We start from the raw sequence: 25664 nt of genomic DNA, 5'->3' as shown, positions 1-25664 counted from the left end.
TTACCCTGCTGCCTATTAAAAACGCAAAAGTACGGTATGTTTCTGTCTTATAGAAACGAACAAAGAAGTATTGGCCGCCGGCGCGCGATTTAGGAGCGCAGATAAGGCTGGTCGATCACGCCGATGTGCCCCGAATGCAGAGAATCCATGCAGAATGCGGCGATCTGCGGGCCGACATTGGGATACAAATGCCTGGACGGTAGTTCCGAAATGGGTAACCATACGATTTCCAGCGCGGTAGTATGCGCCGGGTCGAGCGCGGGGATGCCCTTTGTGATATTTGCATTAAATATCATGTGCAGCGTTTCTTTCTGCAATTCCTGCCAGATTACCTCGCCGCAGGACACCATTTTCCCCACTGCTACTTCCACGCCGAGTTCTTCCATCAGCTCCCGTGCCAATGCATCGGAAAGCGACTCGCCCGGGTCGGGATTTCCGCCGGGAAGTGCGAATACTTCCTTTTCGCCATACTGGTAGCGCAGGGTGAGGATTTTGTCGTTGTCGAGAAGGATAGCGGATGGACGGACGTTCATATGTGTGCTTAAATAGTGGTTATACTATTTCCCAATAAACAAACTTCCGTCCATAACTCTTAGTCGCGCAGCACCATTTTTTCGATGAGCAGCATGAAAATATGGATGACCTTGATGTGGATCTCCTGGATGCGGTCGGCGTAACCGAAATGCGGGACCCGTATCTCGACGTCGGCCACACCTGCCAGCTTGCCGCCGTCCTTGCCCGATAGGATGATGATTTTCATGCCTTTGGCTTTCGCGGCTTCCGCGGCGCGGATGATGTTGGCCGAATTGCCGCTTGTGCTCAGTCCGAGCAGCACGTCGCCGGGCTGGCCCAATGCTTCGATATATCTTGAAAACACATATTCATACCCGAAATCGTTGCTTACGCAGCTCAGATGGCTCACATCGGAAATGGCGATGGCCGGCAATGCGCGGCGGTTGTCGCGGTAGCGGCCGGTGAGTTCCTCGGCGAAATGCATGGCGTCGCAATGCGAGCCGCCGTTGCCGCACGACAGGATTTTGCCGTTATGGATAATGGCGTCGGCCATGAGCCCGGCAGCTTTTTCGATCTTTTCGATCTGTTCGGGATCGCTCAGGAAGTTGTCGAGGACCGTTTGTGCTTCTTTCAGTTCCTGGCTAATAATGCTTTGGTAATTCATGTTGGTGTTAATGCGAATGAATGTCAGATTTTGATCGCTTTGAGCACGTGTGTTTTCCGGCCCGGGCCTTTGTGCCGCTCGACTTTGAAACCGCCGGCGGCCAATGCCCTTTTAACGATGCCTTTGGACGAATATGTTACTAATACGCCTTCGTGCCGCGTTTGGGCTGCTATTTTCGTGAAAATTTCTCCGGTCCAGAGCTCGGGCTGGGCCCGCGGGTCGAACGCGTCGTAGAAGACGACGTCAAAAAGCCGTTCCGCAGTAAAATCCTGCAACGTCGTGTTGTCTTTTCGAAGGGTAAAAAATGGCGAAATGGCCGTCTCCTTACCCCACGGCGCGCTGTGCAGCTGCATAAAGCCGCTCTCGCCGGTCGCTTCCTCATAGTTGAGCTGCGATGCTTCCAGTGCAGAAACGGGATATGCTTCCACGGAAGTGTAGAAAACCGGCTTTTGAAGCTGATCGGCCAGTTTCCAGGCGAGGAATGCGTTCAAACCCGTGCCGAAACCCATTTCAAAAACAGAAACCGGCCCGGAAGCATTTTCCAGGACCGGCCTCAGACCAAGATTGATATAAATATGCTCCGATTCATTCAGAGCACCCTGCAACGAGTGGTATTGCTGATTGAACTGCGCGCTGAACAACGAATGCGAGCCGTCTTCGGTAATGATGAAGCGTTCCAAATGGCCGGTTATTAGTTTGGCCAAAAGTACTAAATCATCCTGCGCAGTGTGATCTGCGTAAAGAAAATATCGCCTTTGCGTTTCACGAGCAGGTCGATATTCTTGCCGTCGCCGCGCTGCATGAGCTTATATATTTCACTCACATTGAGATCGGAGGCGGAGTGGTCGTCGATAAACAGCAGCTGGTCGCCTTCCATCAGGCCGGCACGTGCGGCCGGCGAGTCGTCAATAATGTGGTTAACAATGTAGGACCGCAAATCCTGGCCTTCCGCGCGGATCTCCATTCCGCTCATATCGTGTTCGAATTTCTCGCGCAGGCGGCTTTTGATCGGTTTCAGCACCATGTATCGCTCCTGGTAATTGAATGTAACCTTGAAACGGCGCAGCAATTCGCAACCGATGTTCCCCTGCCGCTCGGCACCCGCCCGCAGCTTGGAGCCGAATGCGATGCTGTCGGGAAACGATGCTACCACGTTATTAAGCTCAAACCTGCCAAGCCGCATTTTGTCCACCCGGCCAAGGTTACCGTTGATCACGCCATTCAAACCACGACCCAATTGCGCCCGGATCACTTTTTCGGGCAGGCGGAAGGTTTCTTTCGGAGAGTTATTGAGCAGCAGCGCATGGCCGGCACCGGTGTCGATCAGCACGCGGATCGGATGCTCGCGGCCGTCGGCGAACAGCGTTACGGCATCGGTAAACGGCTTTGTATCCTCGATCACGATTTTATGTTTGTCGCCTTTGCTGGTTTTATAGCGGTACCGGTCGGGCCGCATGAGCAGTATTTCCTTCTTCGCGAAATCAATGGTGACCACGAAGTTGTTAAAGATTTCATAGCCAAAAATGCCGTGCACCGGCACGCCCACGTACTCGGAAAGCCGCAGGAAATCGTCTTCAAGGATCACGATGTTCTGATGGTTGGCCCGGAGGCGGCCCATCGAAAACCGGTTGTCGATCGCGACGTGTGCGGATATGGATGCGCCTTCGCCTGCGCCGGTGAGGTTAACTTTGCGGGTTAAACGCAGCTTGTCGGCTTTGAGGGCGTGGGGATCGGTAATGATAATGGAACTGACGCCCGTATCGAGGATAAAACGCAGGGAATCGTTGTCGTTGATCTTGGCGTAAATCAATATCAGGTTGGAATGCAGCTCGAACGGGATGCGTGCCGTTTTGTGATTTTTATCTAAAAAGTAGCCGTACTTTTCCTCAGAAACAGGCGGAATGTCGCTGGAATAGGCGAATGTCAGGGTGTGGGTAAAAAGTATGATCGCTGCTATGAACCACTTAGACGTTTTCATCGTGGCCTCCTTTCTTTAAATGCTATGTGTCAAGTTCCGCGTAATAACATTACTAAAAACACGCTGATTATAAATGACTTAGTCAGTTGATTTATAGTTCTCGGTGTACGTTGATTGTCGAATCCGGCCCATTTGGCCATTTAAGTAAAATTAAATCATTTTACATTAATAAAACACAAAAAAATCCCGGTATGTGCAAATTTTCCGACATTTTTTTGATCACATATATATAATCATGTAAATGAGGAAAATATGGTACTTTTGTTGCGTAAAATGACTTTTTCCCATAATAAAAATTTTCTCATGCGAAAAAAAATTGTTGCCGGCAATTGGAAGATGAATAAGGTTCTGGATGAAGCAGTTGCGCTCACTTCCGAACTCGTGAACATGGCCAAAGATGAGGTCCGTAACGATGCAAAAATCATCCTTTGCCCCCCTGCTATTTACCTTACTACCATTAAAAAATATATCGAGACGGAGCCCAACTTCGCCGTGGCAGCTCAAAATTGCTCGGATAAAGTTTCGGGTGCATTCACCGGTGAGATTTCTGCTCAGATGCTGCAATCGATCGGTGTGGAATATGTGCTGATCGGCCACAGCGAGCGCCGCCAGTATTTCAACGAAACGAATGCATTGCTTGCCGAAAAAGTGAATACGGCGCTTTCTTTCAACGTTTCGCCGATTTTCTGCTGCGGTGAGTCGCTCGAACAGCGCCAGAATGAAGATTATATCGGATTTGTGAAAAACCAGATCACCGAAAGCCTTTTCCACCTTTCGGAAGAGCAACTGAAATCGGTGGTGATCGCTTACGAGCCGATCTGGGCCATCGGTACGGGACTTACGGCGTCGGCTGAGCAGGCGCAGGAAATGCACGCGGCATTGCGCGCGCACATCGCTTCGAAATACGGTGCGGAAGTAGCGGATGAAATTTCGATCCTTTACGGCGGAAGCGTTACAGCCGCCAGTGCACCCGAGCTGTTTGCAGCACCGGATATCGACGGCGGCCTGGTTGGCGGCGCTTCGTTGAAATCGAGGGAGTTTACAAATATTATTAAGGCGCGGTAGGTAATGTCACGCAAATCATCCTTCGGCCGCCGGGCGGTCGAAGGATGACATTAACGCCATTACATGTCCGTGATCACAAACTCCACCCGGCGGTTCTTTTTGCGTTCTTCTTCGCTGCCTTTCGTGATCGGGCGCGTGCCGCCGTAGCCTTTCGCTTCAATGCGGCTCCCTTCAATCCCTTTTTCTACGAGATAGTTTTTCACCGATTCCGCGCGCTGGCGTGAGAGTTCGAGGTTTTTGTCGAAATCACCCACATTGTCGGTATGGCCTTCCACGCGGATTTTCACGGTCGGGCTATCACTCATCACGTCCACCAGCCGGTTCAGTTCTTCATACGATTCCGGAAGCAGGGTGTATTTGGATGTTTCGAAGTAGATATTCGGAAGCAGAATTGTTTCGCCCGTGCTGAGCGGCGTCAAATAGATGTCCTGAGCAAAGGATTTGTCGGTAGAATCGGCCGGCGTGAGGTTAAACGAGGTTCCGTAAAAGCCACGCGCATGGACGCGGAATTTGTACTTTTCGTTGCCGGCCACGCCCACGCTGTACTTCCCGGACGACGATCTGATCTGCAACGTGTCGCCGCCCTCGGTGTAGGAAATCTGTGCGCCGATCGGCGCTTTCGTTTTCGCGTTGTAAACCGTGCCCTTCAAAACGGCCATTTCAGCATCCTTTTTAGCCACTGCCGGCTTTTCTGGCGCTTTTGCCAGTGGTTTCGCAGCCGGCTTTTTCACAGGTTCCGGGGTTTTAGCAGCGGGTTTCGCCGCTTTTGCCGGCTCTTTTTTCAAAGGGTTTTTGATGTGAATTCCATAGAAATTCCACGATTGATTACCGCCTGAACTCCTTCCCTCATAAAAATCGAACTCTTCAATACCGGGCGTAAGTCGTTCGAAATAGGCTACGAAATCGACCGTATCGCCGTTTGCAACCTTCATTCTGGTGGTCGTAGTAATATTTTCCGCCCGGATGAACTTGAATTTTTTATCAATTTCCCCTGGTTTGTAAAGCCGGGTTTCGGGGTCGAGCCAGATCTGGCTCTGGCTTTGCTGCTGCAATGGCGGAATGCGGGAATCGGGGATCGGGAACTGCCTTGGCTGCGAACGGAATTGCGGCCGCTGTGGCTTTTCGTCGATAAATTGAAGGTGGATAATGGTGTTGTTGTCCGTCAGCTCCACCTTCTTGATTTTCACATAAGGCGCCGACGACTCTTCTACTTTGGGGTTTTCAGTGACTTGCCCGAAGCTGGTATGGATAGATAGCAAAATGGCTCCAAAACTGGCCGAAAGCAATTTCAAATTCATGATGATATTGGGGTTTGACCTAAATATCAGCAAGAACGTCTGAAAACAGATGATAGTTTGTTAAAAATTGTTAAACCCATAAACTCACTGCTTTACAGCGATAAAGGGCGTCCAAAAAGCAGGGTCGTAGCGCTCCCAGGCATGGCAGGCAAAGGGCAAATGGTGGTCGGTGAGCTCGTAGCTCGCTGCCGGACTTTTTTCAAATGAAAAGCGGAGCGCTTCGGGCCATTCGGGCAGTTTCATGAAGAGCTTCATCGGTTTCAGCCGTGTGGCTTCCTGGCAGAAAAGCATATCCTCGTTGCCCACCCAGGCGGGATAAAACATGTTGTAAATCCTGAGATAGCGCAAAAACGAAGGGATTTTGCGCAAAGAGAGGCCACCGTTCAACACCACCCGCTGCGTGGACAGGGCGTTGGCGAAATCGAGGGCTTTCTCGGCGCGAAGAATGTCATACTCAGGCTGGTGGAGCGATGGTGCGCCGATGTAGTCGTAGCCTTTCGCGCACCATTCCCGGAGCTCGTCCCGGAATACGAATGCGTCGAGCTGGTAAATGAGGATGTATTCGTAGGCAGTAAAAGTTTTGTAGAAATCAATGGAAACCATCAGCCGGTTATAGGCATCCACCCCGGTAAAATATTGGTTCCCAAACGATTGAAATGTAAGTGCCGGATATTCCTGCCGCAATGCGGAAAGATCCAGGCTCTCGGGCTTAGCGATGATCACCGGGTAATGGCCCAGTACTTTCATACATTGTTGCAGCGACGCCCGCTCGGCGCCCGTGAGGGACGCCTGGTAAATGGGTATCACCACCGCTACGAGCGACTTGTTGTCCGCCATTGTATTCAAAATCCAGTTTTTATTCCAATAAATCCCCTACCGCGGGCAACCACCAATCCTTGCTGCTGAACCGGTAATAGCCCCGGATCACCTGGCTAAGCACCGGTGTAAGCCGCTTGAAACGGCTTTCGGGCAGGGCTGCGCGGGTGTAAAAATGCTTTTGCGACAAATACAGCTTTACGAGCTTTTCGCGCGGCACGAACGGAAGCGCGCGCAGAAGCAGGTACATTTCGTGCAGTTTGCGCGCCTTCTCTTCCAGCGGGATGAGCTTCAACTTCCGGTCGCGTTTGAAGCGGTCGGCGAGCTGCACTTTCTCGACCTTATTGCCGAAACCAACTTGCTGGCTGGAATGGATACGGTAGGAAATGAGCGTTTCGGGAATGAATTCGATTTTGTTTTCAAGGCTCAGCACCACGGCTATCCAGGCGTCGTGGATGAGATCCTGAACGTGCGTCGGGAAGGGCATGAGGCGTTCCAGGCATGATTTGCGGATGGCCAGCGTGGCGCCCGTCACGACAAACCCGTTGAAAAGGATTTCGTGCGGCCGGCCGCTTTTCCATATTCCCTGCCGCACATGATCGAACTCGATTTCCTCCCAGATTGTCCGCCCGGTCGGCTCCGAATCGTCGTTAATCATCTCTGCGTCGCTGAAAACCGCATCCACATCCTTGCGGGCATTCAGGAACGCGAGTTGCTTCTGCACTTTGTCCCGGCGCCAGCGATCGTCCTGGTCGCTCAGGAAAATGATGTCGCCCTCGCAAAGCGAAAGGCATTTCTCAAAATTCCTGGTCGAGCCCAGGTTCTCCTCGTTCACATGAATGCGCACGGGAAACTTGCTGGTGGCCGCGAAAGATTTTATGATTTCAATCGTGTTGTCCTTGGATCTGTCGTCGCAAACCACCAATTCGTCCACCGAAACCGTCTGATCAGCAATGCTCTTCAACTGTTCGGGCAGGTACTTTGCCCCGTTGTAAGTACACATAGCTACTGAAATCATAATGTGTATCTGTATTTAATTACAAAATGCCGCAAAGTAACACTTAATGTACCCGTTACCCAAACGGGCTTTTCAATTTCGCGTGGTTTCATCGGTTGCGTTGTTGCGTGACTTTTCAGGAATACTTACCACTTTTCGGGCTACGGCCCATCCGAGTATTTCGGAGTACTCCCGCGAATCCTTATAATAAATCAATGGTGTATTTCGATCATTTTCCCATTGCCGTAAGGTAACTGTTATTTCATCATTCATTTGATGCAAATCCCGCAGGTTATGATAAAAAACCGCGCCCCACAAGAGCACGCCTGCCGCTGCCAGCCGGCCCAGGTGGGCGGTTTTGAGGATTTTCAAATCGAGCAATATCAACACCAGGATCACCGGGATGGATCCCGTGAAAAACATGTAACGCGGCGCTATACCGCCCGCCGCTTTTGACTCAAACCTGGAAATAGCGATAATAATGCCAGTGAGCAACGGCAGCGAAAGCAATGCATAAAGCAGCGGCTCCTTCAATGCATAGCCTTTCAGCAGCAGCCAGCCCCAGAATGCCAGCACCGCAAAACCAACCGCCATACAGAGGAGAATGTTCAAATGCTGGCCCGACGACGGATTAATATACACGAAACTCCCCGCGAAGGTGAGCAACAAGCGCAGCATCCAGTCGAAATGGAAGGGCTCGCCGGGTGCAGGCGCACTATCGGGCCGCGGCAGGAACGAGAATGCCACCAATGCAGCCGTCCACAATGCCCACACAGCCAGCATTTGCCTTTTTTGTTGTGCAAATAATATAAAACAACCCAGCAGCAGCGCTATAAACCCGTTACCGAACGACAACACAGCTAACCCGCCCGCTAAAAATGCCAGAAAAAATGACGAAGACATTATACGTTGTGCGCGATCGAGCAGGTAAAGTGCTGAAAAAGAGAAGAAAAAAACCGTATAATGCTGAATTCCTCCCCAATAATAAAAGGTATCCTGCCAGAATGCGAGGCTGAAAATGAACACCGCAGCCCAGAGCGCCATCACGGGCGACAGCCTCTTTTTCGAATACATTACCACCAACAGCAATGCGAAAAAAGCAACAAGAAAAATGTTCTGGATCAGCACCAGGCTTCGGAAATTCAGCTCGCCGAATGTGCGGTAATATGTCGCAGCGAGGCTTTTGGAAAGAAAAATCCGGTGCTCGTTCTGGCGGCTCAGCAGCACTTTCAGACGCGTTTGCAAATCAAAATGCTCAAAAAAGAAACGGCGGATGAAATTGACGGTGGTATCGTAATCGTCGAACGAAGGAGCATTCAACGCGTTTTGAAAAAGGACATACCCAAATGCCAAAAAAATGGCGACGCTCAAACTGATTGAGAGATATTTAGGCATATCTGATATTTTTGTCGAAAAAGCTTCCCGGTCGTTTGCTGAGCTATAAAGTTAGTTGGTTAATGCCGGGAAATAAACTAAAAGTTATTAAAAGCACCCGAATGGCGTTACCAGAACAGCTCAAAAAGGCGATTATCCAAATGCCTGCCAAAGAAAAAGACAAATTGCTTCTCCGGCTGATCACCAAAGATAAAACCCTCAGCGACCGCCTCCATTTCGAACTCATCGAGGACAGCTCCACCATTCCGGAGCGGCGCGAGGAACTGATGGGCCGGATCGTGCGGACATCGCGGTACAACCAGAACACGCCGGGCTGGGTGCTGACGGACATGCGCTCCCTCAGTGCCGACATTGCCTATCATGTAAAAGTCACCAAGGATAAAACAGGCGGTATTGAGCTGAATATCTTCCTGTTAAATACATTTCTGGAAAGCTACTCCGACATTCTCCGAACCTACTCGTCGCGCGCCGATACCTGTGCATTATACATTGCCAAAAAGGCGCAGACCATCCTCAACGGCCTGGGCAAGCTCGACGAAGACTACCGGGTAGATTATATCAAGGACACGAACCGGATGCTGGCCCTTGTTTTCAGCCTTTGCTCCAAAATGTACGCGAGGCAAATGGAGCTGCCGCACGAACTGGAATTCTAATCACACCAACACCCATGAAAAAGACCGCCCTGCTGATCATCGACGCGCAATACGATTTCTGCAATCCGAATGGCACCCTGTTCGTGCCCGGCGCGGAAAAGGACGTGGAGCGCATTGCCAACCTGATAGCGCTGGAAGGCGACCGCATCGACGCGATTTTCCTGACGCTCGACACGCATAAGGTCCTCGACATCGCCCACCCCCTATTCTGGGAAGATCAGAATGGCAACACCGTCGCGCCGTTCACATTAATATCTGCAAAATCAGTGGAAGCAGGCAAATGGGTGCCCCGGTACCATGCCGAATATGTTTTGAAATACCTCCAAACCCTGGAAGCAGAGGGTGAATTCCAGCATTTCATCTGGCCGGAGCATTGCCTGATCGGCTCGCCGGGCGCGGCACTGGACGATACCATTATGCGCGCCGTGCTCGCCTGGACGCACCGCACGCGCCGCGATTACCGGACTGTCGCCAAAGGTATTAACCCGCTGACGGAGCATTTCGGTGTCTTCAAAGCGCAGGTCCCCGTAGAAAATGCGCCTGAAACCCGGCTCGACGAGCACTTTCTGAATGAGCTCAGCCAGTTCGACCAGGTGCTCATAGCAGGCGAAGCGCGCTCGCATTGTGTGGCTACGAGCATCAGGCAAATCGTGAAATATGCCCCGGCATTAGCCGCTAAGGCGGTTGCATTGACGGACTGCATGTCGGACGTTCCGAATTTCGATCACTACGCCGATCCCATTTTCGAAGAAGCAGCCCGGAGCGGCATGAAATTTTTGAAATCCGGCCAGGTTTTTAAAGAAAACTAAACGCCGGTGCTTTTGGTTATAACAGTATCACATCATCATTCAAACTAATATCAATATCATTCGATAACCCCTGCTATGATGCAACTAGCTGTGCCCCGGATCGAGGCCGATCAGTTCGATGAACTGGATCCGAGACAATACATCCTGATCAAAGGTGCCCGAGTTAACAATCTGAAAAACATTGATGTGGCGATCCCGCGCAACAAGCTGGTCGTCATTACGGGCCTCTCCGGTTCCGGCAAGTCCTCACTGGCTTTCGACACGCTTTTCGCGGAGGGCCAGCGCATGTACGTGGAAAGCCTCAGCAGCTACGCCAGGCAATTTCTGGGGCGGATGGAAAAGCCCGAAGTGGAGTATATCAAGGGCATTTCACCGGCTATTGCCATTGAGCAGAAGGTCAATACCCGTAATCCAAGGTCTACCGTGGGCACATCCACTGAGATTTACGATTATCTTAAACTGCTTTTCGCGCGGATTGGGCATACCTATTCGCCCGTTTCCGGCGAAATCGTGCGGAAAGATTCGGTGACCGACGTGGTGAATTACATGCTTGCGCACGATGAGGGCACGCGTGTGATGATTCTCGCGCCGCTGCTCATCCGCGACGGCCGCTCGCAGATCGAGGAGCTCACCATTCTGCTATCCAAAGGCTACAACCGCATTGTGCTCAACGATGAGGTAGTGTCGATAGAAGACATTCTCGAAAATCCGGACCAGTTTCCGCAAGCCGGGAACCGGGTTTTTATCCTCATCGATCGCGCCGCGATCCGCCACGACGACGAAGACACGCAATACCGCCTCTCCGACTCCGTGCAAACCGCGTTTTTTGAAGGTGAAGGCACGTGTACAGTGCATATTGTAGGCGGTGAAAAAAGGGTTTTTTCCGATAAGTTCGAGCTCGACGGCATTACGTTCGAAGAACCGACCGTGAACCTTTTCAGCTTTAACAATCCATTCGGCGCCTGCAAAAGGTGCGAAGGATTTGGAAAAATACTAGGCATTGACCCCGACCTGGTGATCCCCGATAAAAATCTTTCGGTGTACGACGGTGCCATTGCGCCCTGGCGCACCGAAAAAATGGGCGAATGGCTGGTGCCGCTCGTCCGCAACGGCGTCAAGTTCGATTTCCCGATCCACAGACCTTACAAAGACCTAACGCCGGTCCAAAAAGAGCTTTTATGGACCGGTAACCAATATTTTCAGGGAATCAACGATTTCGTTTCAGAACTTGAATCACAGACACACAAAATCCAGTACCGGGTAATGCTCTCGCGTTTCCGTGGGCGCACCACCTGCCCCGACTGCCGCGGCTCGCGCTTGCGGAAGGATGCTTCGTATGTCAAAATCGGCGGCAAATCCATTACCGATCTGGTGTTAATGCCTATCCAGGATGTTTCGGTGTTTTTCAAACAGCTCGAACTCGGCGACCACGACCGGCAAATCGCCCGCCGTGTCCTGACCGAAATCGAATCGCGCCTCGACTACATGAACCGCGTGGGCCTCGGCTACCTGACATTGAACCGGTTGACGAGCACATTGTCGGGTGGCGAGTTCCAGCGCATTAAGCTGGCCACTTCGTTGGGAAGCGCGCTGGTGGGCTCGATGTACATTCTGGATGAACCGAGCATTGGCTTGCACCCGCGCGATACGCAGAGGCTGGTAGGCGTATTGGAATCGCTGCGCGATCTCGGCAATACGGTGATTGTGGTGGAACACGAGGAGGAAGTTATGCACGCCGCAGATCAGATCATCGACATCGGCCCCGAAGCGGGAACCGGCGGCGGCCACGTCGTTTTTCAGGGAAATCAAAGCGATATCGAGGAGCTGAAAATCAATGGTTCAGGGGCAGGGAATAGTCAGGAGGGCATTGGTAGTCAGGAGGTCATGAGTAGTGGGGCCGGGCATATGCGGTCACATACTTTGGATTTTCTTTTGGGAAATGATTCCATTCCCGTTCCTTCTGTCCGCAGAAAGTCTTTGCATTTCCTGGAAATTAAAGGTGCCAGGGAGAATAATTTGAAGGAGCTGGACGTGAAAATTCCTTTGAACAACCTGACTGTCGTAACGGGCGTGAGTGGTTCAGGGAAATCTACTTTGATCCGTAAAATCCTGTATCCCGCTTTAATGCGCTTGAAAGGCGAATTCAGCGAGGATGTGGGGCGTTTTGACGCGCTCACGGGCAGTATCGATCGCATTGAGGCGGTGGAGATGATCGACCAGAATCCGATCGGCAAGTCGTCGCGTTCCAACCCGGTGACTTATATTAAGGCATATGATTATATCCGGCAAATGATGTCGGAGCAGCCGCTCTCGAAAGCGCGCGGCTATAAACCTTCGCATTTCTCCTTTAACGTCGACGGCGGCCGCTGCGAAATATGCCAGGGTGAAGGGGAAGTGAAGGTCGAAATGCAGTTTATGGCCGACATTTACCTGACTTGCGAGGGCTGCAACGGCAAGCGTTTCAAGCAGGAAATACAGGAAGTGCGCTATCACGACAAAGATATTGCCGAAATCCTGGACATGACTGTTGATGAAGCGATCGACTTTTTCCGGGAAACGGAACCTAAGCTGGCCGACAAGCTGCTGCCTTTGCAGGAAGTGGGTCTCGGGTACGTCGGTCTGGGGCAGTCGTCGAACACCTTGTCCGGCGGTGAAGCGCAGCGTGTGAAACTGGCCTCTTTCCTCGGCAAAGGCTCTTCCAACAAAGGCAAAACGCTGTTTATTTTCGATGAACCAACGACCGGTCTGCATTTCCACGACATTAAAAAGCTGCTGAAAGCCATTAATGCGTTGGTGGAACAGGGCGATAGCGTGATCATCATCGAGCACAATATGGAGGTGATCAAAAGCGCCGACTGGATCATCGACCTTGGTCCGGAGGGCGGCGAAAACGGGGGTAACCTCACCTTCACTGGCACACCGGAGGAGATGCTTAAACTGGACGGGAATTACACGGCGGAGTTTTTGAAGGAAAAGATTTGAAAATGTGAATTATGTCACTTAACTTAGTGACATAATTCACAGAAAATCTTATGGCAATCCGGTCTTTTGAAGAAGAGTTTGCTCCTTACGGCAAGGAACCCGCTTCCGAATATTTAGTCGTCAAAACGTCCCGCGAAGGCGTCATGCGCTCTGCCGCAGATGAGATTTCCGATTTGGTGGGGCTCACCGATAACGAAATCGCTTATGTATTGGGCATGACGCCCCGCAATCTGCATCGCATTCAGGGGGAGAAACGCCTTGGTACCGATGCTTCCGAGCGGCTGCTACTGCTTCGGAATGTGCTCATTCATGCATTGGCTACCTTTGAAGGAAAGGAAAGTGTCGTCAGGCATTGGCTGAGAACACCTATCACTTCGCTCAACGACCAGTCGCCGCTGCAAATGATGGACACCGTTACGGGCTTCGGGCTGGTAGATAATGTGCTCGGGCGTCTGGATTATGGTTTACCTGCCTGAGCCGCCTATGCCATTGGTATACAGGATCACACGCGAAAAATTCCGATATGATGCGCTTTCTCCCGAGGGCGCCAGGCTCTACGGCGCACGCTGGAATCCGAGGGGCGTTGGCGTACTTTACACCACTTCTACTCCCGAACTAGGATTGGTAGAAACCCTCGCACACGCGCCGGGCGTGCGCTATGAGGATCTTCCCAAATATTGGCTGTCGTCCATTGAAATTCCCGACGATATCCGGCATTACGCGCGGAAAGACCTTCCTGATTTTTGGCAGGACAAGACTTATAGCCGGACGCAATTCTGGCTTAAAGACTGGCTCATTAAACCCGACGTCCTGGGCATCGGCATTCCGTCAGTGATCGTCCCTTTTTCCTCCAATATTATTCTCCATCCCGATCATCCGCTGTTTGCGGACATCAAACTCGTCGCCCAGGAGCCGATCCCGATCGACCGGCGCTTGTGGCGCAGCTGATACCCCATATTCCGGCGAAATCCAGTGGCCTGAAACACTTTCCTGCTCGTATTTAAGAGTAAAGACGTTCCTGGCGGGACTTATTCAGGCTAAACCAAAACTTGCATTTCATGAAGTTATATAAGACCGAAAATGGCATTCTTCTGGAAAACGAAGACATTTTCTACCGTCTCCACGAAACGGACTGGGACCTCGTCACCAACCGTAACAACCTGTACGAATGGCTTGAAGATCAGACAAAAAGCCTGATCCCACTCACATTCACAGATGACATTCCAATGCCAGACGTGCTCGCGCCCATTGGCTCCCAGGAAGTGTGGGCATCGGGCGTGACTTATTTCAAAAGCCGCACAGCGCGGATGGAAGAGTCCGAGAAAGCTGGCGGCGGCAGCTTCTACGACCGCGTATACGAAGCCGAACGTCCGGAACTATTCTTCAAATCGACCGCCTGGCGCGTGGTAGGCCATCATGGAACGGTCCGCATTCGTAAAGACTCGACGTGGGACGTTCCCGAGCCGGAACTGACACTTTTCGCCACATCCGAAGGCGCACTAGTGGGTTATACCATTGGAAACGACATGAGCTCCCGCAGCATCGAGGGCGAAAACCCGCTGTATTTGCCTCAGGCCAAATCCTACACCGGCAGCGCAGCGCTGGGCCCTTGCCTGTACGTTTTCAAAGAGCAACTGGGCGCCGACACGGTTATTGACCTTTCGATCGTGCGCGGTGGCGAAGAAGTATTCAACGGACAAGTGACCCTGTCGCAAATGAAGCGCAAGCCCGAGGAGCTGCTGCATTTCCTCTACCGCGAAATGGCATTCCCCCACGGCTGCTATCTGATGACCGGCACAGGGATCGTACCGTCTTCGGACTTCACATTGCAATCGGGCGATATCGTTCATATCACGATCGAGCCAATCGGCACTTTGACGAATACGGTGGGGTGATAAAACAAAAAGAGCTGCAAGATTAACCTTGCAGCTCTTTTCAATTTTTATAAATGTTACTACGAATGCCCGAGCTTCGGAATGAATGTGTAAATCACGCACCGGACTGCGCTGATGAGCTTGCTTACCATTGATTCACCTTCACTTTCCTCTGATTCGCTTTCGAAGAATGCTGCGGGCCCTTCTTCAAGGATGCGGGCGTTCAGGGTGATCATCTCCGTGCCGGGTATGCTGGCAGTGGTTTTCTTCACCAATCCTGCCTGTTTCACGCTTACGGGTACTTTTACCGCCTTGATTGCCGGTTTCGCCTTTTTCGCGATTGTTTTCTCAGTTACACATTCTTTGCCGGATTGCAACTTGCGGTGCGCTACAAACATATTGTGCACATAGCCGGTTGCACTGGCCTGAAGGCTGATTAAGGTAAGCAATATGAGGATTCTGAATGTTTTCATGGCTGTATTCAATCGTTAAAATCCGGATGGAATTATGTGTAACTAATTGACCTTACAAATATATATGTTTCATTAGGTATCTTGCAATACATAGTACCTTGTTTTTAACATTTTTTTTGAAATTTTTCGTGTGCGTGAAAAGGTACCTGGTTGGAACAGTTAACAGATGTAAAAGTAATATAAAAGGTTGCTCAAGGTTTTTGCAAAAAGACGAACCGTCAAAATTCCTGCCTGAACAGTAGCAGGTTACGGATAGAATGCAAAACGCCGGTGCGGAAAATTCCACACCGGCGTTGCTGTTTTGCTTTTGCTATTCCCTATTTTTCACGGAAGAATATCGTGATGGGAACGCCCGAAAAGTCGAAATTTTCGCGCAGCCGGTTTTCCAGGTAGCGCAAATAGGGCTCTTTCACATGCTTCGGATGGCTGCTGAAAAACACGAACGTCGGCGATGGCGTGGGCAGCTGGATCATGTATTTAATATTGATATACTTGCCGCGGTGCGCTGGTGGCGGGTATTTTTCGATCTCGGCCTGCATTACCTCGTTCAGTTTCGAGGTCGAGATTTTCTTCGTTTTGTTTTGATACACCTCCATGGCCTTCTCCATCACCTGGTGAATGCGCTGTTTCTCGACTACGGACGCGAAAATGATCGGCATGTAGTTCATCGGCGCGAGTTTTTCCAGTAACGCTTTCTTGTACTGATCCGCCGTTTTGGAATCCTTTTCAACCAAATCCCATTTATTGACCATGATCACAATGCCTTTCTTAGCCTTGTCCGCCTGACCGATGATGTTCATATCCTGACCTTCCAGGCCAAGCGTAGCATCGAGCAGCACGATACAAACGTCCGATTCTTCCATCGCCTTCACCGAACGGAGCGTCGAATAAAACTCGATATCCTCCTTCACCCGCGATTTTCTGCGGATTCCGGCGGTATCGGTGAGGATGAAGTTCATCCCGAATGCATTGTAATGTGTGTGGATGGCATCACGCGTGGTGCCTGCGATGTCGGTAACGATACTGCGGTCGGTGCCGGTAAGCACATTCAGAAACGACGATTTACCTACATTCGGGCGGCCCATGATAGCAATGCGGGGAATGCCTTCTTCGGGATTTTCAATGCCTGCGGTTTCGAAATGCGTCACTACTTTGTCCAAGAGTTCGCCGGTACCGAAGCCGGTTTGGGCTGAAATCGCGAAGATTTCATCGCCAAGGCCCAGTTCATAAAATTCACCCGCAGACTGGTAGCGCTCTGTCGTTTCGGCCTTGTTCGCTACGAGGTAAACCGGCTTATTGAAGCGGCGGAGCACATTTGCGAAATCTTTGTCGAGATCCGTGAGGCCGGTCATGGTGTCTACCATAAAAAGTACCACGGTCGATTCTTCGATCGCCAGTTCGACCTGGTCGCGGATCGCGCCTTCGAAAATATCTTCGGAGCCTACCACGTAGCCTCCCGTATCAATCACTGTGAAATATTGGTCGGTCCATTCGCCGTAACCGTAGTGCCTGTCGCGGGTTACGCCGCTCTGGTTATCCATAATCGCCTTCCGGCTTTCGGTGAGGCGGTTGAACAAAGTGGATTTGCCCACGTTCGGACGACCAACAATCGATATTACATTTGCCATTTTTCTTACTATTAATATGATCCGAGCCGGTCTGGCACCTGCTCTTCATTCATTTTGTTTAAATTTTATTCCTGATATCCCAGCTGACGCAGCTTGTTTTCCTTGCTTCGCCAGTCCGGTTCTACTTTCACGTGCTGTTCGAGGAAGACTTTCTTGCCAAAGAACTCTTCGAGGTCCTGCCGGGCCTGAATGCCCACTTTTTTCAGCATTTCGCCTTTTTCACCAATAATAATGCCCTTCTGGCTTTTGCGTTCGACCAGAATTTCTGCGCGGATTACGATGATATCGTCCCTGTCCTTAAATTCGGTGATTACTACTTCGGAGCTGTATGGAATTTCCTGGCGGTAATTCAAGAAGATCTTTTCGCGGATGATTTCGGAAGCAAAGAAACGCTCCGGCTTGTCGGTTAGTTCATCCTCGTCGAAATAAGGCGGGTGGAACGGCAGGCGCGTCACCACGGCGTCAAACAGCGTGCCTATATTCGCCTTTTCCAATGCAGAAATCGGTATAATGGCAGCCGGGTGGATTTCATTCTCCCATTCCTGCATCTTCTGTTTTACCTCTTCCTCGTTCGAAAGGTCTATTTTGTTCAAAACGAGCACAACCGGCGACTGGGTGCGGTTCAAGAGCGGCAGCACCTCGTGCTCGGCAGCTTTCTCCCCTATTTCCACCACAAAAAGCACCACGTCGGCATCTTCCAGCGACCCTTTTACGAAGGTCATCATCGAGTCGTGCAACTTGTACGATGGCTTGATCACCCCCGGCGTGTCGGAATACACGAGCTGAAAAGGAATATTTTCATGATTTCCGTTCAGAATCCCGATGATCCGGTGGCGGGTCGTCTGTGCTTTGGAGGTGATGATCGACATTCTCTCGCCCACGAGTACGTTCATCAGCGTCGATTTCCCGACGTTGGGCTTTCCGATGATGCTCACGAACCCGGCCCGGTGGTTTCGCAATTCGGTATGGTTATTTTCGGCTTTTTCTTCCATAAAATTTACTTCTTCACTTTTTTTCGCCTCCCAAAAACGTGGCACCTAAGGTGTTACCGTCAGCTTGTCGTCCAGCATCCGGTTGGAATATTGCTGGATAAATGCCTTCACCTGCAATTCCATAGGCCCCTGAACCTCGGGAATACGGCCTGCAAGGTTATTTTTCAAGAGCTTGTCTTCCTGATATTTATACAAACCTACGGTTTTCCGGCCATCAAATTGCAAAACATATGGCCCATTGAACCATTGATAGACCCCGTCATAGTTGACAGCGAAGTTGATCGGAGGGTTCCCGAAAACGTTTTTCCCGAAACCAAAATAGGGTTTGTCGTAATGCAGATACCCCAAAATGGAAGGCATAATGTCGATTTGCTGCACGAGGCGCGTGCTGTCGACGCCTTTCATTAGAACTTCCACTTTCGGTTCTTCTCCTGTCGGCACCTCGCCCGGCGAGGCGTCGCCCGGCGCATAGAAAATGATGGGGATGGAGAAGTTTCCGACCGAGGTCTGGTATTTGGGATAATGCGCAAATGTGGCGGCGTGATCTGCCGTGATAACGAACAAGGTGTTTTTAAACCATGGCTTATCCTTCACGGAATCGAAGAAACGGCGCAATGCATTGTCGGTATAACCCATCGTTTCGTAGATCGGCAGCGGGCCTTTCGGAAATTTGCCCCGGTAGCGCGCCGGCACCTTGTACGGGTCGTGCGACGACACCGTGAACAGCGTGCTCATAAACGGCTCCTGGAATGTATCGAGCTTTCTGCCCCAGAATTTCATGAATTCCTCGTCCCAAATGCCCCAGATGCCGTCGTAATCGGCATCGTTGTTGTATTCCGTTTTGCCATAATAATCTTTAATGCCGATCAGGTTCGTGAATGCCTTGAAACCCATCGATCCGTTGGGTGCCCCGTGGAAAAAGGAGGTATGGTAGCCTTTGCCTTGCAGCATTTCGGGCAGGCTGGGCAGTTTATTGTCGGTATAGCGTGTCAGAATGAAGGGTTCCAGAATACCCGGAATGCTCGTAAGTACCGACGGAATCGCTTCGATGGACTTCGCGCCATTTGCAAACGAATACCAGAACACCTTGCTATGGGGCATCAGCGAGTCGATAAATGGCGTGTAGCCCTTGTAGGTGCCATTTTCCAAATCTTTATTGTAAGTCCCTACCATTTCCTTCCCAAAACTTTCCCAGATCAGGATCACCACGTTTTTCGGACGAAATGCAGGCGCGTCCGGCTCAGGCGTGTGAATGGGTGAATAAACGTCATTCATTTCCTGCTCAGATCTGAAATAATCCGCCCGCTGGTAATCCGAGCGTTTCAAAGTTTTGAAAATGCAGAACGGCGTGTTCAGTACGATAAACATCTCCTTGGGCTTATCCACGTACTCGCCTGCATTACTGAGTGTGATCGGCCGGGTACTGTGCCGGAAGCCGCCTTTTACCCCGCCGATGAAAAGAAACACCGAAACGGTCATCAATACACTGTGCACGAGAAATATCTGCCAGACCGGACGGGCGGGCCTGGTACTCACGCGCCAGCGGCGTGTGATGTACACCACCAGCGCCACGAGCATGATCCACACCAGCACCACATACCAATAGTTTACAATGAACCCGCCAAAGAGCTTATGCATGTTGTTTTCATGCGAAAATTCCTGCAAAACCGACCACGTGCTCCGTTTGATGGTGAAACGGTAGTAGATAAAATCCGCGCAATTGGCCAGCAGGGCAATGCTGTTGGTGATGATGAACAGGTAATCCAGAAACGTTTGAAATGCCGGCCTGTATTTGAAGGTTACCGGAATGAGCGTCAGGAAAACGTAAAGGATATTGGTGTAGAGCACCGCCACAAGGTCGAACCGCACACCTCCGAGAAACAGCCGGGGCGCCAGGGCCAGATTTACCTCCGGAAAAAACGATTGGTTGAACAAGTAGAAGAGAATCCGGCAAATGCTGAACAAAATCATGACGCCGAGCAGCCTGATCAGCAGCACCTGATGAATGCGCCATCCGAAACCGGAAGCGCCTGTGTATGAACTCATAAAATTGATGTCAGTTTGTTAGAGGGAAACTTTTTTGAAAAGTTTTCACAAAAATAGTTGTTTTCTGTAAAACATTTGTCGTATGTTTGCACTCCAATTCAACGACACCGCGGGATGGAGCAGTTGGTAGCTCGTTGGGCTCATAACCCAAAGGTCGCTGGTTCGAGTCCAGCTCCCGCTACAAGGCCAAAGCCACTTTCGAAAGAAGGTGGCTTTTTCGTTTTCTCCCCCGGCCCTTGCCTCTCTCATACTTTCATTTCAAGCTCCTGCTGCTCGCCCAAACAGCCGATGCGTAAATTTTATTTGCTATCGGTGACATATTATTTTACACGTTTCACGTTATCTTTGAAAAATTTAAGAGTAAATAGTAAATTTATTCTACAATTTTATACAACAACACCTACAATGTTGTATCTTGCCGTTGATTTATTCATGCTGCCATGTAGATATGACTATGACTAATACCTATTTCTCCGGCTTCGAACATAGCGCGGCACAAATTCGCCGCTTTTTGCAGACACACAAGACTTTCACACTGCTCCTCTCGGGCGGGCTCATTGTTCACCACGAAACCGATGATGCGATCCGGTTCCGTACCTGGCTACTGACGCACCAGGTGGAGGACGTGCGCGAGTCATTTACGAAGAACTATTCGGCCTATAACCTGATGTCGGCCTAGCCATTGGCAGGCTGGTTGCGAGTGCGCTTGTTGTGCCCGCAACCTCACAGATGGGCATTTCAGCACGCCCGTTTAAAATAAATGTCTTATGTTTGGATACTTCTTTCACAAGGGTAACAACATATGACACATTACTTCTCCTGGTTCAAAAATCCCGACAACAAGTTCAAACTGCTTCTGCTGGCATTCTTTGTCATCCTGTTTCCATTTGTAGCGGTTTCATTTTTTGCATTCCCCACCACCGACGATTACTGCCATACTTTGGCGGTGAAAGAGATGGGTTACTGGGGCTACCAGGTGCATTACTGGAAAACATGGTCGGGCCGGTATATCGGCACGCTCATCTCGGCCACGCAGCCGCTCGCATACGACTCCTACGTAGGCTACAAGCTCGCGCCCATTGTGCTGATACTCTTATACGTACACGCATCCCTGAAATTTGCCGGCGCACTCACCGCCGGAAAGCTGCCCAGATGGCAAACCTGGCTGCTCGCATTCCTGCTGGTGTTCGTGCTGATCGCTGAGCTGCCGGTGGTATCGGGCTATTTTTACTGGTATACCGGCTACTACTACACCGTGGCGGACATCGGCACGCTGTACCTGCTTGCCTACTTGTTCAAAAACTATTCGGCGCTCACGATGCGAAACATCGTCGTGCTCGCATTGGGCATTATCCTGCTCGTAGGCATGAACGAATACACGCTCGTGTGGCTGGCTGCCCTTTCCGGCGCGTTGTTCTTTTTCAGCAGTGTGATCGAGCGGAAGCTCAAAGTTCAATTCCTGATTTTAAGTGCAGTAGCATTGATTTTCGGGGTGCTGTCGGTTACCGCTCCCGGCAATGGCGCGCGGGCGGAGTCGGGGCTGTATCCCACACCGTTGAAGTACGACCTGATGTTTTCCATTAAAAACAGTCTGGCGTGGCAAATCCATAATTTTTCCAAAATGGCGCCGGCCTTGTGCGTGCTGGCCCTGGTACTGATCCCGATCGCCAGCCGGCTATTTAAATACAAGGGCGAAAACGATTTCAAATTCTTCAACGTGCATCCGGCGCTTTCGATACTGATTTTCGCAGGTTGCCTTTACCTGAGCTATTTCCCCTCCTACTGGTCCATTGCCGAGCCGCCAAACCTGCGCGGACAATGTGTGATCACGTTCTGGACGCTTATCGGATGGACGTTCAATGTGTTTGTGCTTACATTCTGGGTGTTGAAAAAGGGATATATGCAGCCTGTCGAGCAAGGTCCCGCGGTGGCATGGATCGTCGGCTTGTATTTCTTCTTCCTCTTTGCAGGCAACTTCAATTACCGTTCGGCATGGTCGGATTTGCTCACGGGCCGTGCGGCGCGTTTCAACCAGGAAATGCATGAGCGTACGGCGTTGGTGCTGAACACGAAGGAAGACCAGGTGTATGTGCCCAAACTGCAAAACGTTCCCTACACGATCGTGATCGTAAACGACGAAACCGATCCGGCATGGGCTTCGGTGGAGGTCAATAACGGCTGTGCGGAGTGGTTTTTCAAGAAGAAGTTTTTCTATAAATAGGCTCGCCGACAGACTATTTCTGAAAAAAATACAGAAATTTTGACTTGATTAATTTTTTTATCTACCTTTGCAAGCCAAAATTACGGGTAGACAGAGATTTATATCGCAATAATTTGATACTGAGATGAAACGTACCTTTCAACCATCGAATCGCAAGAGGAGAAACAAGCACGGATTCCGTGAGAGAATGTCAACGGCAAACGGACGCAAAGTTGTTGCCGGCCGTCGCAAAAAAGGCCGTTGGAAACTGACTGTTTCTGACGAAAAACGTCACAAGCAATAATCTGCGCTTGAAGGTTTGAGTAGAGGACGCCTGAGTCTTCTATAGTCTGATAAGTTTGATAACCACAAACTTATCAGACATTTTTTTCTACAAGAACTTGAAACAGACATTTGGTAAGGACGAGCGGTTGTGCAACCTCCGCATTATCGGCAAGCTATTCAAAAAAGGCAGCCCGGAGGTTCAAACGTTCTACCTCTATCCATTCAGGCTGCTGTACATTTACGATCAGCAGTCGCCCCCACCCCTTCCGCAAGTCCTGTTTTCCATTTCCAAAAGGCATTTCAAGAAAGCGGTCGACCGCAATCTGATCCGCCGCCGCTGTCGTGAGGCCTATCGCCTGCACAAATCCGCGCTCGCCGCATTACCCGCCGAAACGCGCCCTTCCTACATTGCTTTTTTGTATCTTGCAAAAGAAATAACCTCGTATGACGTTATTGAAACGGCCATGAAGCAGTCGCTCAAAAAGCTTGAAAAGCTGCCGCCCGCCTTTCTCAAAGAACAATCCAATTCCTGAACATAGATGAAAAAGTATCTTCGTTCCATTTTGCTGGCAGCTCCGGTTGTGGGCGGGCTTGCATTCGTTTCGTTCCGTCAGGACGACCGCCTGTTTGAAATCGCGCGGAATCTGGACATCTATGCCACGCTTTTCAAGGAATTGAATGCGTATTATGTGGATGAGATTAACCCCAACCTGCTCATCAAAACGAGCATCGACAACATGCTCCGGTCCCTCGACCCGTACACGGTATATTATGCCGAGGACGACATTGAGGACTACATGACCATGACCACCGGCAAGTACAACGGGATTGGCGCGATGGTCAACTCCGCGGACGGCAAGCACACCGTGATGATGGTGTATGAAGATACCCCCGCTCAGAAAGCAGGATTGCAGCTGGGCGACGAAATCACGAAAATCAACGACATCGACCTTTCCACCCGCGAGGATTTCGACACCGGGAAACTGCTCAAAGGCCAGACTCAAACAGCCGTGAAGCTCACTGTGAAGCGCTACGGCAACACCAAGCCGCTTGAAATTACATTGAACCGCGACATCGTAAAGGTAACTAATGTGCCGTACTACGGCATGCTGAACGAGGAAGTAGGCTACATCGACCTGAAAGATTTCACCGCCAGCGCTTCCCGCGAAGTGCGCAATGCATTCCAGGAGTTGAAGGGCAAAGGCATGAAATCCGTCGTGCTCGACCTGCGCGATAACCCCGGCGGCTTGCTGAATATGGCGATCGAAATTTCGAATATATTCATTCCAAAGGGCGAAGAAGTGGTTTCGACCAAAGGAAAAGTGAGCGAATGGAACAAGACTTACACCGCTTACAACCCGGCACTCGATACGGAGATCCCTGTGGTGGTTTTGACCAATAACCGCAGCGCCTCGGCCGCCGAAATCGTTTCGGGCGTGATCCAGGATTACGACCGCGGCGTGCTGATCGGCCAGCGGACTTACGGAAAAGGCCTTGTGCAAACCACACGCGACCTTTCTTTCAATACTAAAATGAAGATCACCACCGCCAAATACTACATCCCAAGCGGCCGGTGCATCCAGGCGATTGATTACAGCCACCGCAACGACGACGGCAGCGTGGGCAAAATTCCCGATTCGCTGATGACCGAATTCAAGACCAAAAATGGGCGAGTCGTATTCGATGGCGGTGGTATTTTGCCTGATATTATTACTGAAAAAGAAAGCTACTCGCCGCTGGCCGTTTCGCTGGGCCGCAACCGGCTGTTCTTCGACTACGCAGTGAAGTACCATTTTGAGCATCCGACGATCAAGCCCGCGAAGGAATTCCAGCTGAGCGACGCCGATTATGCCGCATTTACCAAATGGCTGGGCGATAAGGAATACGATTACACCACCCAGGTCGAGCGCGATCTGAAAGACCTGGAAGCCTCGGCCAAAAAGGAAAAATCGCTGGAAGTAATTGAGGACCAATTGAAAGCATTGAAATCCAAACTATCACACAGCAAGGATAACGATCTGCAAATCTTCAAACCGGAGATCAAAAAGATCCTCGAAGAAGAGATCATCAAGCATTATTACCTGGAAAAAGGCATGCGCGAGGCTTCTTTCGACGAAGATCCCGAAGTGAAAGCGGCGCTGGCACTATTCAAGGACCCGGCCCGTTACGGCCACATTTTGAAAAAGAAATAATACCATCCGGCCCGTCGCTCGCGGCGGGCTTTTTGCTTTTATATGCTTCTATTAAGTATCGACACCTCGATCCGCGGATGCTCGGTGGCCGTCCACAGCGACACCGGCCTGCTGGCAGCTTACGATCTTTTTACCGACAAATCCTCGTCCGCCATGCTCACGTCGCTCATGCGCGACAGCATCTCGCACGCGGGGTTTGAACTCTCGGACATCGACGCAGTAGTTGTTGCCAAGGGCCCGGGCTCGTATACCGGCCTGCGCGTGGGCGTGTCCACGGCGAAAGGCTTATGCTATGCGCTGGATAAGCCGCTGATTGCCGTTAATACATTGCAGGCTATGGCTTTGCAGCTGGCCCCTTTCTACCCTGGCCACTTGTTTTGCCCGATGATCGACGCGCGGCGGATGGAAGTATATGCTGCGGTGCTGGATGAAAACAATGCATTTGTGCAGGAAACGCAGGCGGTGATTTTGACTGAAAACTCATTTGAAAACCTGCTGGCGACCAATCAGGTCGTGTTCTTCGGTGATGGCGCGGCTAAATGCAAGCCATTGTTCGGGCAGCACGCGAATGCGGTTTTTCCGGAAGCTGACATTAAACCTTCTGCCAAAACAGTGGGCCAGCTGGGTGCATTGGCATTTCAGAATGCCCAGTTTGAGGATGTGGCGACATTTGAGCCCTACTATCTGAAAGACTTTATGTCGCCCGCGCAGCGGAAGGCCAGCACACTGGTTCAGTAACCGGCGATTTAGTCATTTTGCCAAACATTGACTGATTTTCAAACAATCGCCCGCATTTTGTTGTTA

Annotated in this window: 25 protein-coding genes and 1 tRNA gene; 14 read left to right on the top strand and 12 right to left on the bottom strand. The window is 50.8% G+C overall.

Annotated features, from left to right (window positions below):
- Positions 1 to 89: 89 nt before the first annotated feature.
- Genes DFER_RS19270 through DFER_RS19255 form a run of 4 tightly spaced genes read right to left on the bottom strand, consistent with a single transcriptional unit; the run spans position 90 to position 3155 of the window.
- Positions 90 to 533, bottom strand: a complete 444-nt coding sequence (locus DFER_RS19270) for an NUDIX domain-containing protein (RefSeq protein ID WP_015813321.1) — start codon at positions 531 to 533, stop codon at positions 90 to 92.
- 59 nt (positions 534 to 592) lie between these two features.
- Positions 593 to 1177, bottom strand: coding sequence for a D-sedoheptulose 7-phosphate isomerase (gene lpcA, locus DFER_RS19265; protein ID WP_015813320.1), 585 nt, complete (start codon positions 1175 to 1177; stop codon positions 593 to 595).
- Between the two features lie 23 nt (positions 1178 to 1200).
- On the bottom strand, positions 1201 to 1857 hold the full coding sequence (gene mnmC2, locus DFER_RS19260) for a tRNA (5-methylaminomethyl-2-thiouridine)(34)-methyltransferase MnmC2 (RefSeq protein WP_041735312.1): 657 nt from the start codon (positions 1855 to 1857) through the stop codon (positions 1201 to 1203).
- Between the two features lie 29 nt (positions 1858 to 1886).
- Positions 1887 to 3155 carry an aspartyl protease family protein gene (locus DFER_RS19255; RefSeq protein WP_015813318.1) on the bottom strand — a complete coding sequence of 423 codons (1269 nt, stop codon included), beginning with the start codon at positions 3153 to 3155 and terminating at the stop codon, positions 1887 to 1889.
- A gap of 303 nt (positions 3156 to 3458) precedes the next feature.
- Here DFER_RS19255 and tpiA point away from each other — a divergent pair, with 303 nt between their 5' ends.
- A complete protein-coding gene (gene tpiA / locus DFER_RS19250) occupies positions 3459 to 4220 on the top strand; it encodes a triose-phosphate isomerase (RefSeq protein WP_015813317.1) in 762 nt (253 codons plus the stop codon).
- A gap of 59 nt (positions 4221 to 4279) precedes the next feature.
- Here the strand turns inward: tpiA and DFER_RS19245 are convergent, their stop codons facing one another.
- The 4 genes from DFER_RS19245 to DFER_RS19230 form a co-directional block, all read right to left on the bottom strand.
- Complete coding sequence (locus tag DFER_RS19245) at positions 4280 to 5518, bottom strand: OmpA family protein (RefSeq protein ID WP_015813316.1); 1239 nt, start codon at positions 5516 to 5518, stop codon at positions 4280 to 4282.
- Between the two features lie 84 nt (positions 5519 to 5602).
- Positions 5603 to 6355 (bottom strand): DUF5672 family protein, encoded by a 753-nt coding sequence (locus DFER_RS19240; RefSeq protein WP_015813315.1) that lies wholly within the window; start codon positions 6353 to 6355, stop codon positions 5603 to 5605.
- 19 nt (positions 6356 to 6374) lie between these two features.
- Positions 6375 to 7352: a glycosyltransferase family 2 protein gene (locus tag DFER_RS19235; RefSeq protein ID WP_015813314.1), complete on the bottom strand. Its 978-nt coding sequence runs from the start codon at positions 7350 to 7352 to the stop codon at positions 6375 to 6377.
- A gap of 72 nt (positions 7353 to 7424) precedes the next feature.
- Entirely contained in the window at positions 7425 to 8726 is a 1302-nt protein-coding gene (locus tag DFER_RS19230) for a glycosyltransferase family protein (RefSeq protein ID WP_015813313.1), read from the bottom strand.
- Between the two features lie 101 nt (positions 8727 to 8827).
- Here DFER_RS19230 and DFER_RS19225 point away from each other — a divergent pair, with 101 nt between their 5' ends.
- The 6 genes from DFER_RS19225 to DFER_RS19200 all read left to right on the top strand — a co-directional run bounded on the left by DFER_RS19225 (position 8828) and on the right by DFER_RS19200 (position 15065).
- Entirely contained in the window at positions 8828 to 9379 is a 552-nt protein-coding gene (locus DFER_RS19225; RefSeq protein WP_015813312.1) for a hypothetical protein, read from the top strand.
- 14 nt (positions 9380 to 9393) lie between these two features.
- Positions 9394 to 10188, top strand: a complete 795-nt coding sequence (locus tag DFER_RS19220; RefSeq protein ID WP_015813311.1) for a cysteine hydrolase family protein — start codon at positions 9394 to 9396, stop codon at positions 10186 to 10188.
- Between the two features lie 75 nt (positions 10189 to 10263).
- Positions 10264 to 13170, top strand: coding sequence for an excinuclease ABC subunit UvrA (gene uvrA / locus DFER_RS19215; protein ID WP_015813310.1), 2907 nt, complete (start codon positions 10264 to 10266; stop codon positions 13168 to 13170).
- Between the two features lie 50 nt (positions 13171 to 13220).
- Positions 13221 to 13646, top strand: coding sequence for an Xre family toxin-antitoxin system antitoxin (locus tag DFER_RS19210; RefSeq protein ID WP_015813309.1), 426 nt, complete (start codon positions 13221 to 13223; stop codon positions 13644 to 13646).
- A 7-nt stretch (positions 13647 to 13653) separates the two neighbouring features.
- Positions 13654 to 14118, top strand: coding sequence for an RES family NAD+ phosphorylase (locus DFER_RS19205; protein ID WP_041735310.1), 465 nt, complete (start codon positions 13654 to 13656; stop codon positions 14116 to 14118).
- Between the two features lie 110 nt (positions 14119 to 14228).
- Entirely contained in the window at positions 14229 to 15065 is an 837-nt protein-coding gene (locus DFER_RS19200) for a fumarylacetoacetate hydrolase family protein (protein WP_015813307.1), read from the top strand.
- A 59-nt stretch (positions 15066 to 15124) separates the two neighbouring features.
- Here DFER_RS19200 and DFER_RS19195 read toward each other — a convergent pair whose 3' ends face one another.
- The 4 genes from DFER_RS19195 to DFER_RS19180 form a co-directional block, all read right to left on the bottom strand.
- Positions 15125 to 15517, bottom strand: a complete 393-nt coding sequence (locus DFER_RS19195) for a hypothetical protein (protein ID WP_015813306.1) — start codon at positions 15515 to 15517, stop codon at positions 15125 to 15127.
- 317 nt (positions 15518 to 15834) lie between these two features.
- Entirely contained in the window at positions 15835 to 17145 is a 1311-nt protein-coding gene (der, locus tag DFER_RS19190) for a ribosome biogenesis GTPase Der (protein WP_015813305.1), read from the bottom strand.
- A 65-nt stretch (positions 17146 to 17210) separates the two neighbouring features.
- A complete protein-coding gene (gene era, locus DFER_RS19185; RefSeq protein WP_015813304.1) occupies positions 17211 to 18137 on the bottom strand; it encodes a GTPase Era in 927 nt (308 codons plus the stop codon).
- A 45-nt stretch (positions 18138 to 18182) separates the two neighbouring features.
- Positions 18183 to 20183 carry an LTA synthase family protein gene (locus DFER_RS19180; RefSeq protein ID WP_015813303.1) on the bottom strand — a complete coding sequence of 667 codons (2001 nt, stop codon included), beginning with the start codon at positions 20181 to 20183 and terminating at the stop codon, positions 18183 to 18185.
- Between the two features lie 108 nt (positions 20184 to 20291).
- On the opposite strand from DFER_RS19180, the gene DFER_RS19175 reads away from it, so the two are divergent.
- The 7 genes from DFER_RS19175 to tsaB all read left to right on the top strand — a co-directional run bounded on the left by DFER_RS19175 (position 20292) and on the right by tsaB (position 25598).
- Positions 20292 to 20364, top strand: a tRNA-Met gene (locus DFER_RS19175).
- A 273-nt stretch (positions 20365 to 20637) separates the two neighbouring features.
- Positions 20638 to 20862 (top strand): hypothetical protein, encoded by a 225-nt coding sequence (locus DFER_RS19170; protein ID WP_229206049.1) that lies wholly within the window; start codon positions 20638 to 20640, stop codon positions 20860 to 20862.
- A gap of 123 nt (positions 20863 to 20985) precedes the next feature.
- The gene (locus DFER_RS19165) at positions 20986 to 22404 is read left to right on the top strand and encodes a hypothetical protein (RefSeq protein ID WP_015813301.1); all 1419 of its coding nucleotides are present in this window, start codon (positions 20986 to 20988) and stop codon (positions 22402 to 22404) included.
- A gap of 124 nt (positions 22405 to 22528) precedes the next feature.
- Positions 22529 to 22687 carry a 50S ribosomal protein L34 gene (rpmH, locus tag DFER_RS29655; protein ID WP_015813300.1) on the top strand — a complete coding sequence of 53 codons (159 nt, stop codon included), beginning with the start codon at positions 22529 to 22531 and terminating at the stop codon, positions 22685 to 22687.
- A gap of 97 nt (positions 22688 to 22784) precedes the next feature.
- Positions 22785 to 23201, top strand: coding sequence for a ribonuclease P protein component (locus DFER_RS19160; RefSeq protein WP_041735301.1), 417 nt, complete (start codon positions 22785 to 22787; stop codon positions 23199 to 23201).
- A 6-nt stretch (positions 23202 to 23207) separates the two neighbouring features.
- Positions 23208 to 24860, top strand: a complete 1653-nt coding sequence (locus DFER_RS19155; protein ID WP_015813298.1) for a S41 family peptidase — start codon at positions 23208 to 23210, stop codon at positions 24858 to 24860.
- A 42-nt stretch (positions 24861 to 24902) separates the two neighbouring features.
- A complete protein-coding gene (tsaB, locus tag DFER_RS19150; RefSeq protein ID WP_015813297.1) occupies positions 24903 to 25598 on the top strand; it encodes a tRNA (adenosine(37)-N6)-threonylcarbamoyltransferase complex dimerization subunit type 1 TsaB in 696 nt (231 codons plus the stop codon).
- Positions 25599 to 25664: the final 66 nt, after the last annotated feature.

Source organism: Dyadobacter fermentans DSM 18053 (assembly GCF_000023125.1).
GTDB lineage: Bacteria > Bacteroidota > Bacteroidia > Cytophagales > Spirosomataceae > Dyadobacter > Dyadobacter fermentans.
Note: the sequence above shows the minus strand (reverse complement) of the source record. Positions and strands in the feature narration are given on the sequence as shown.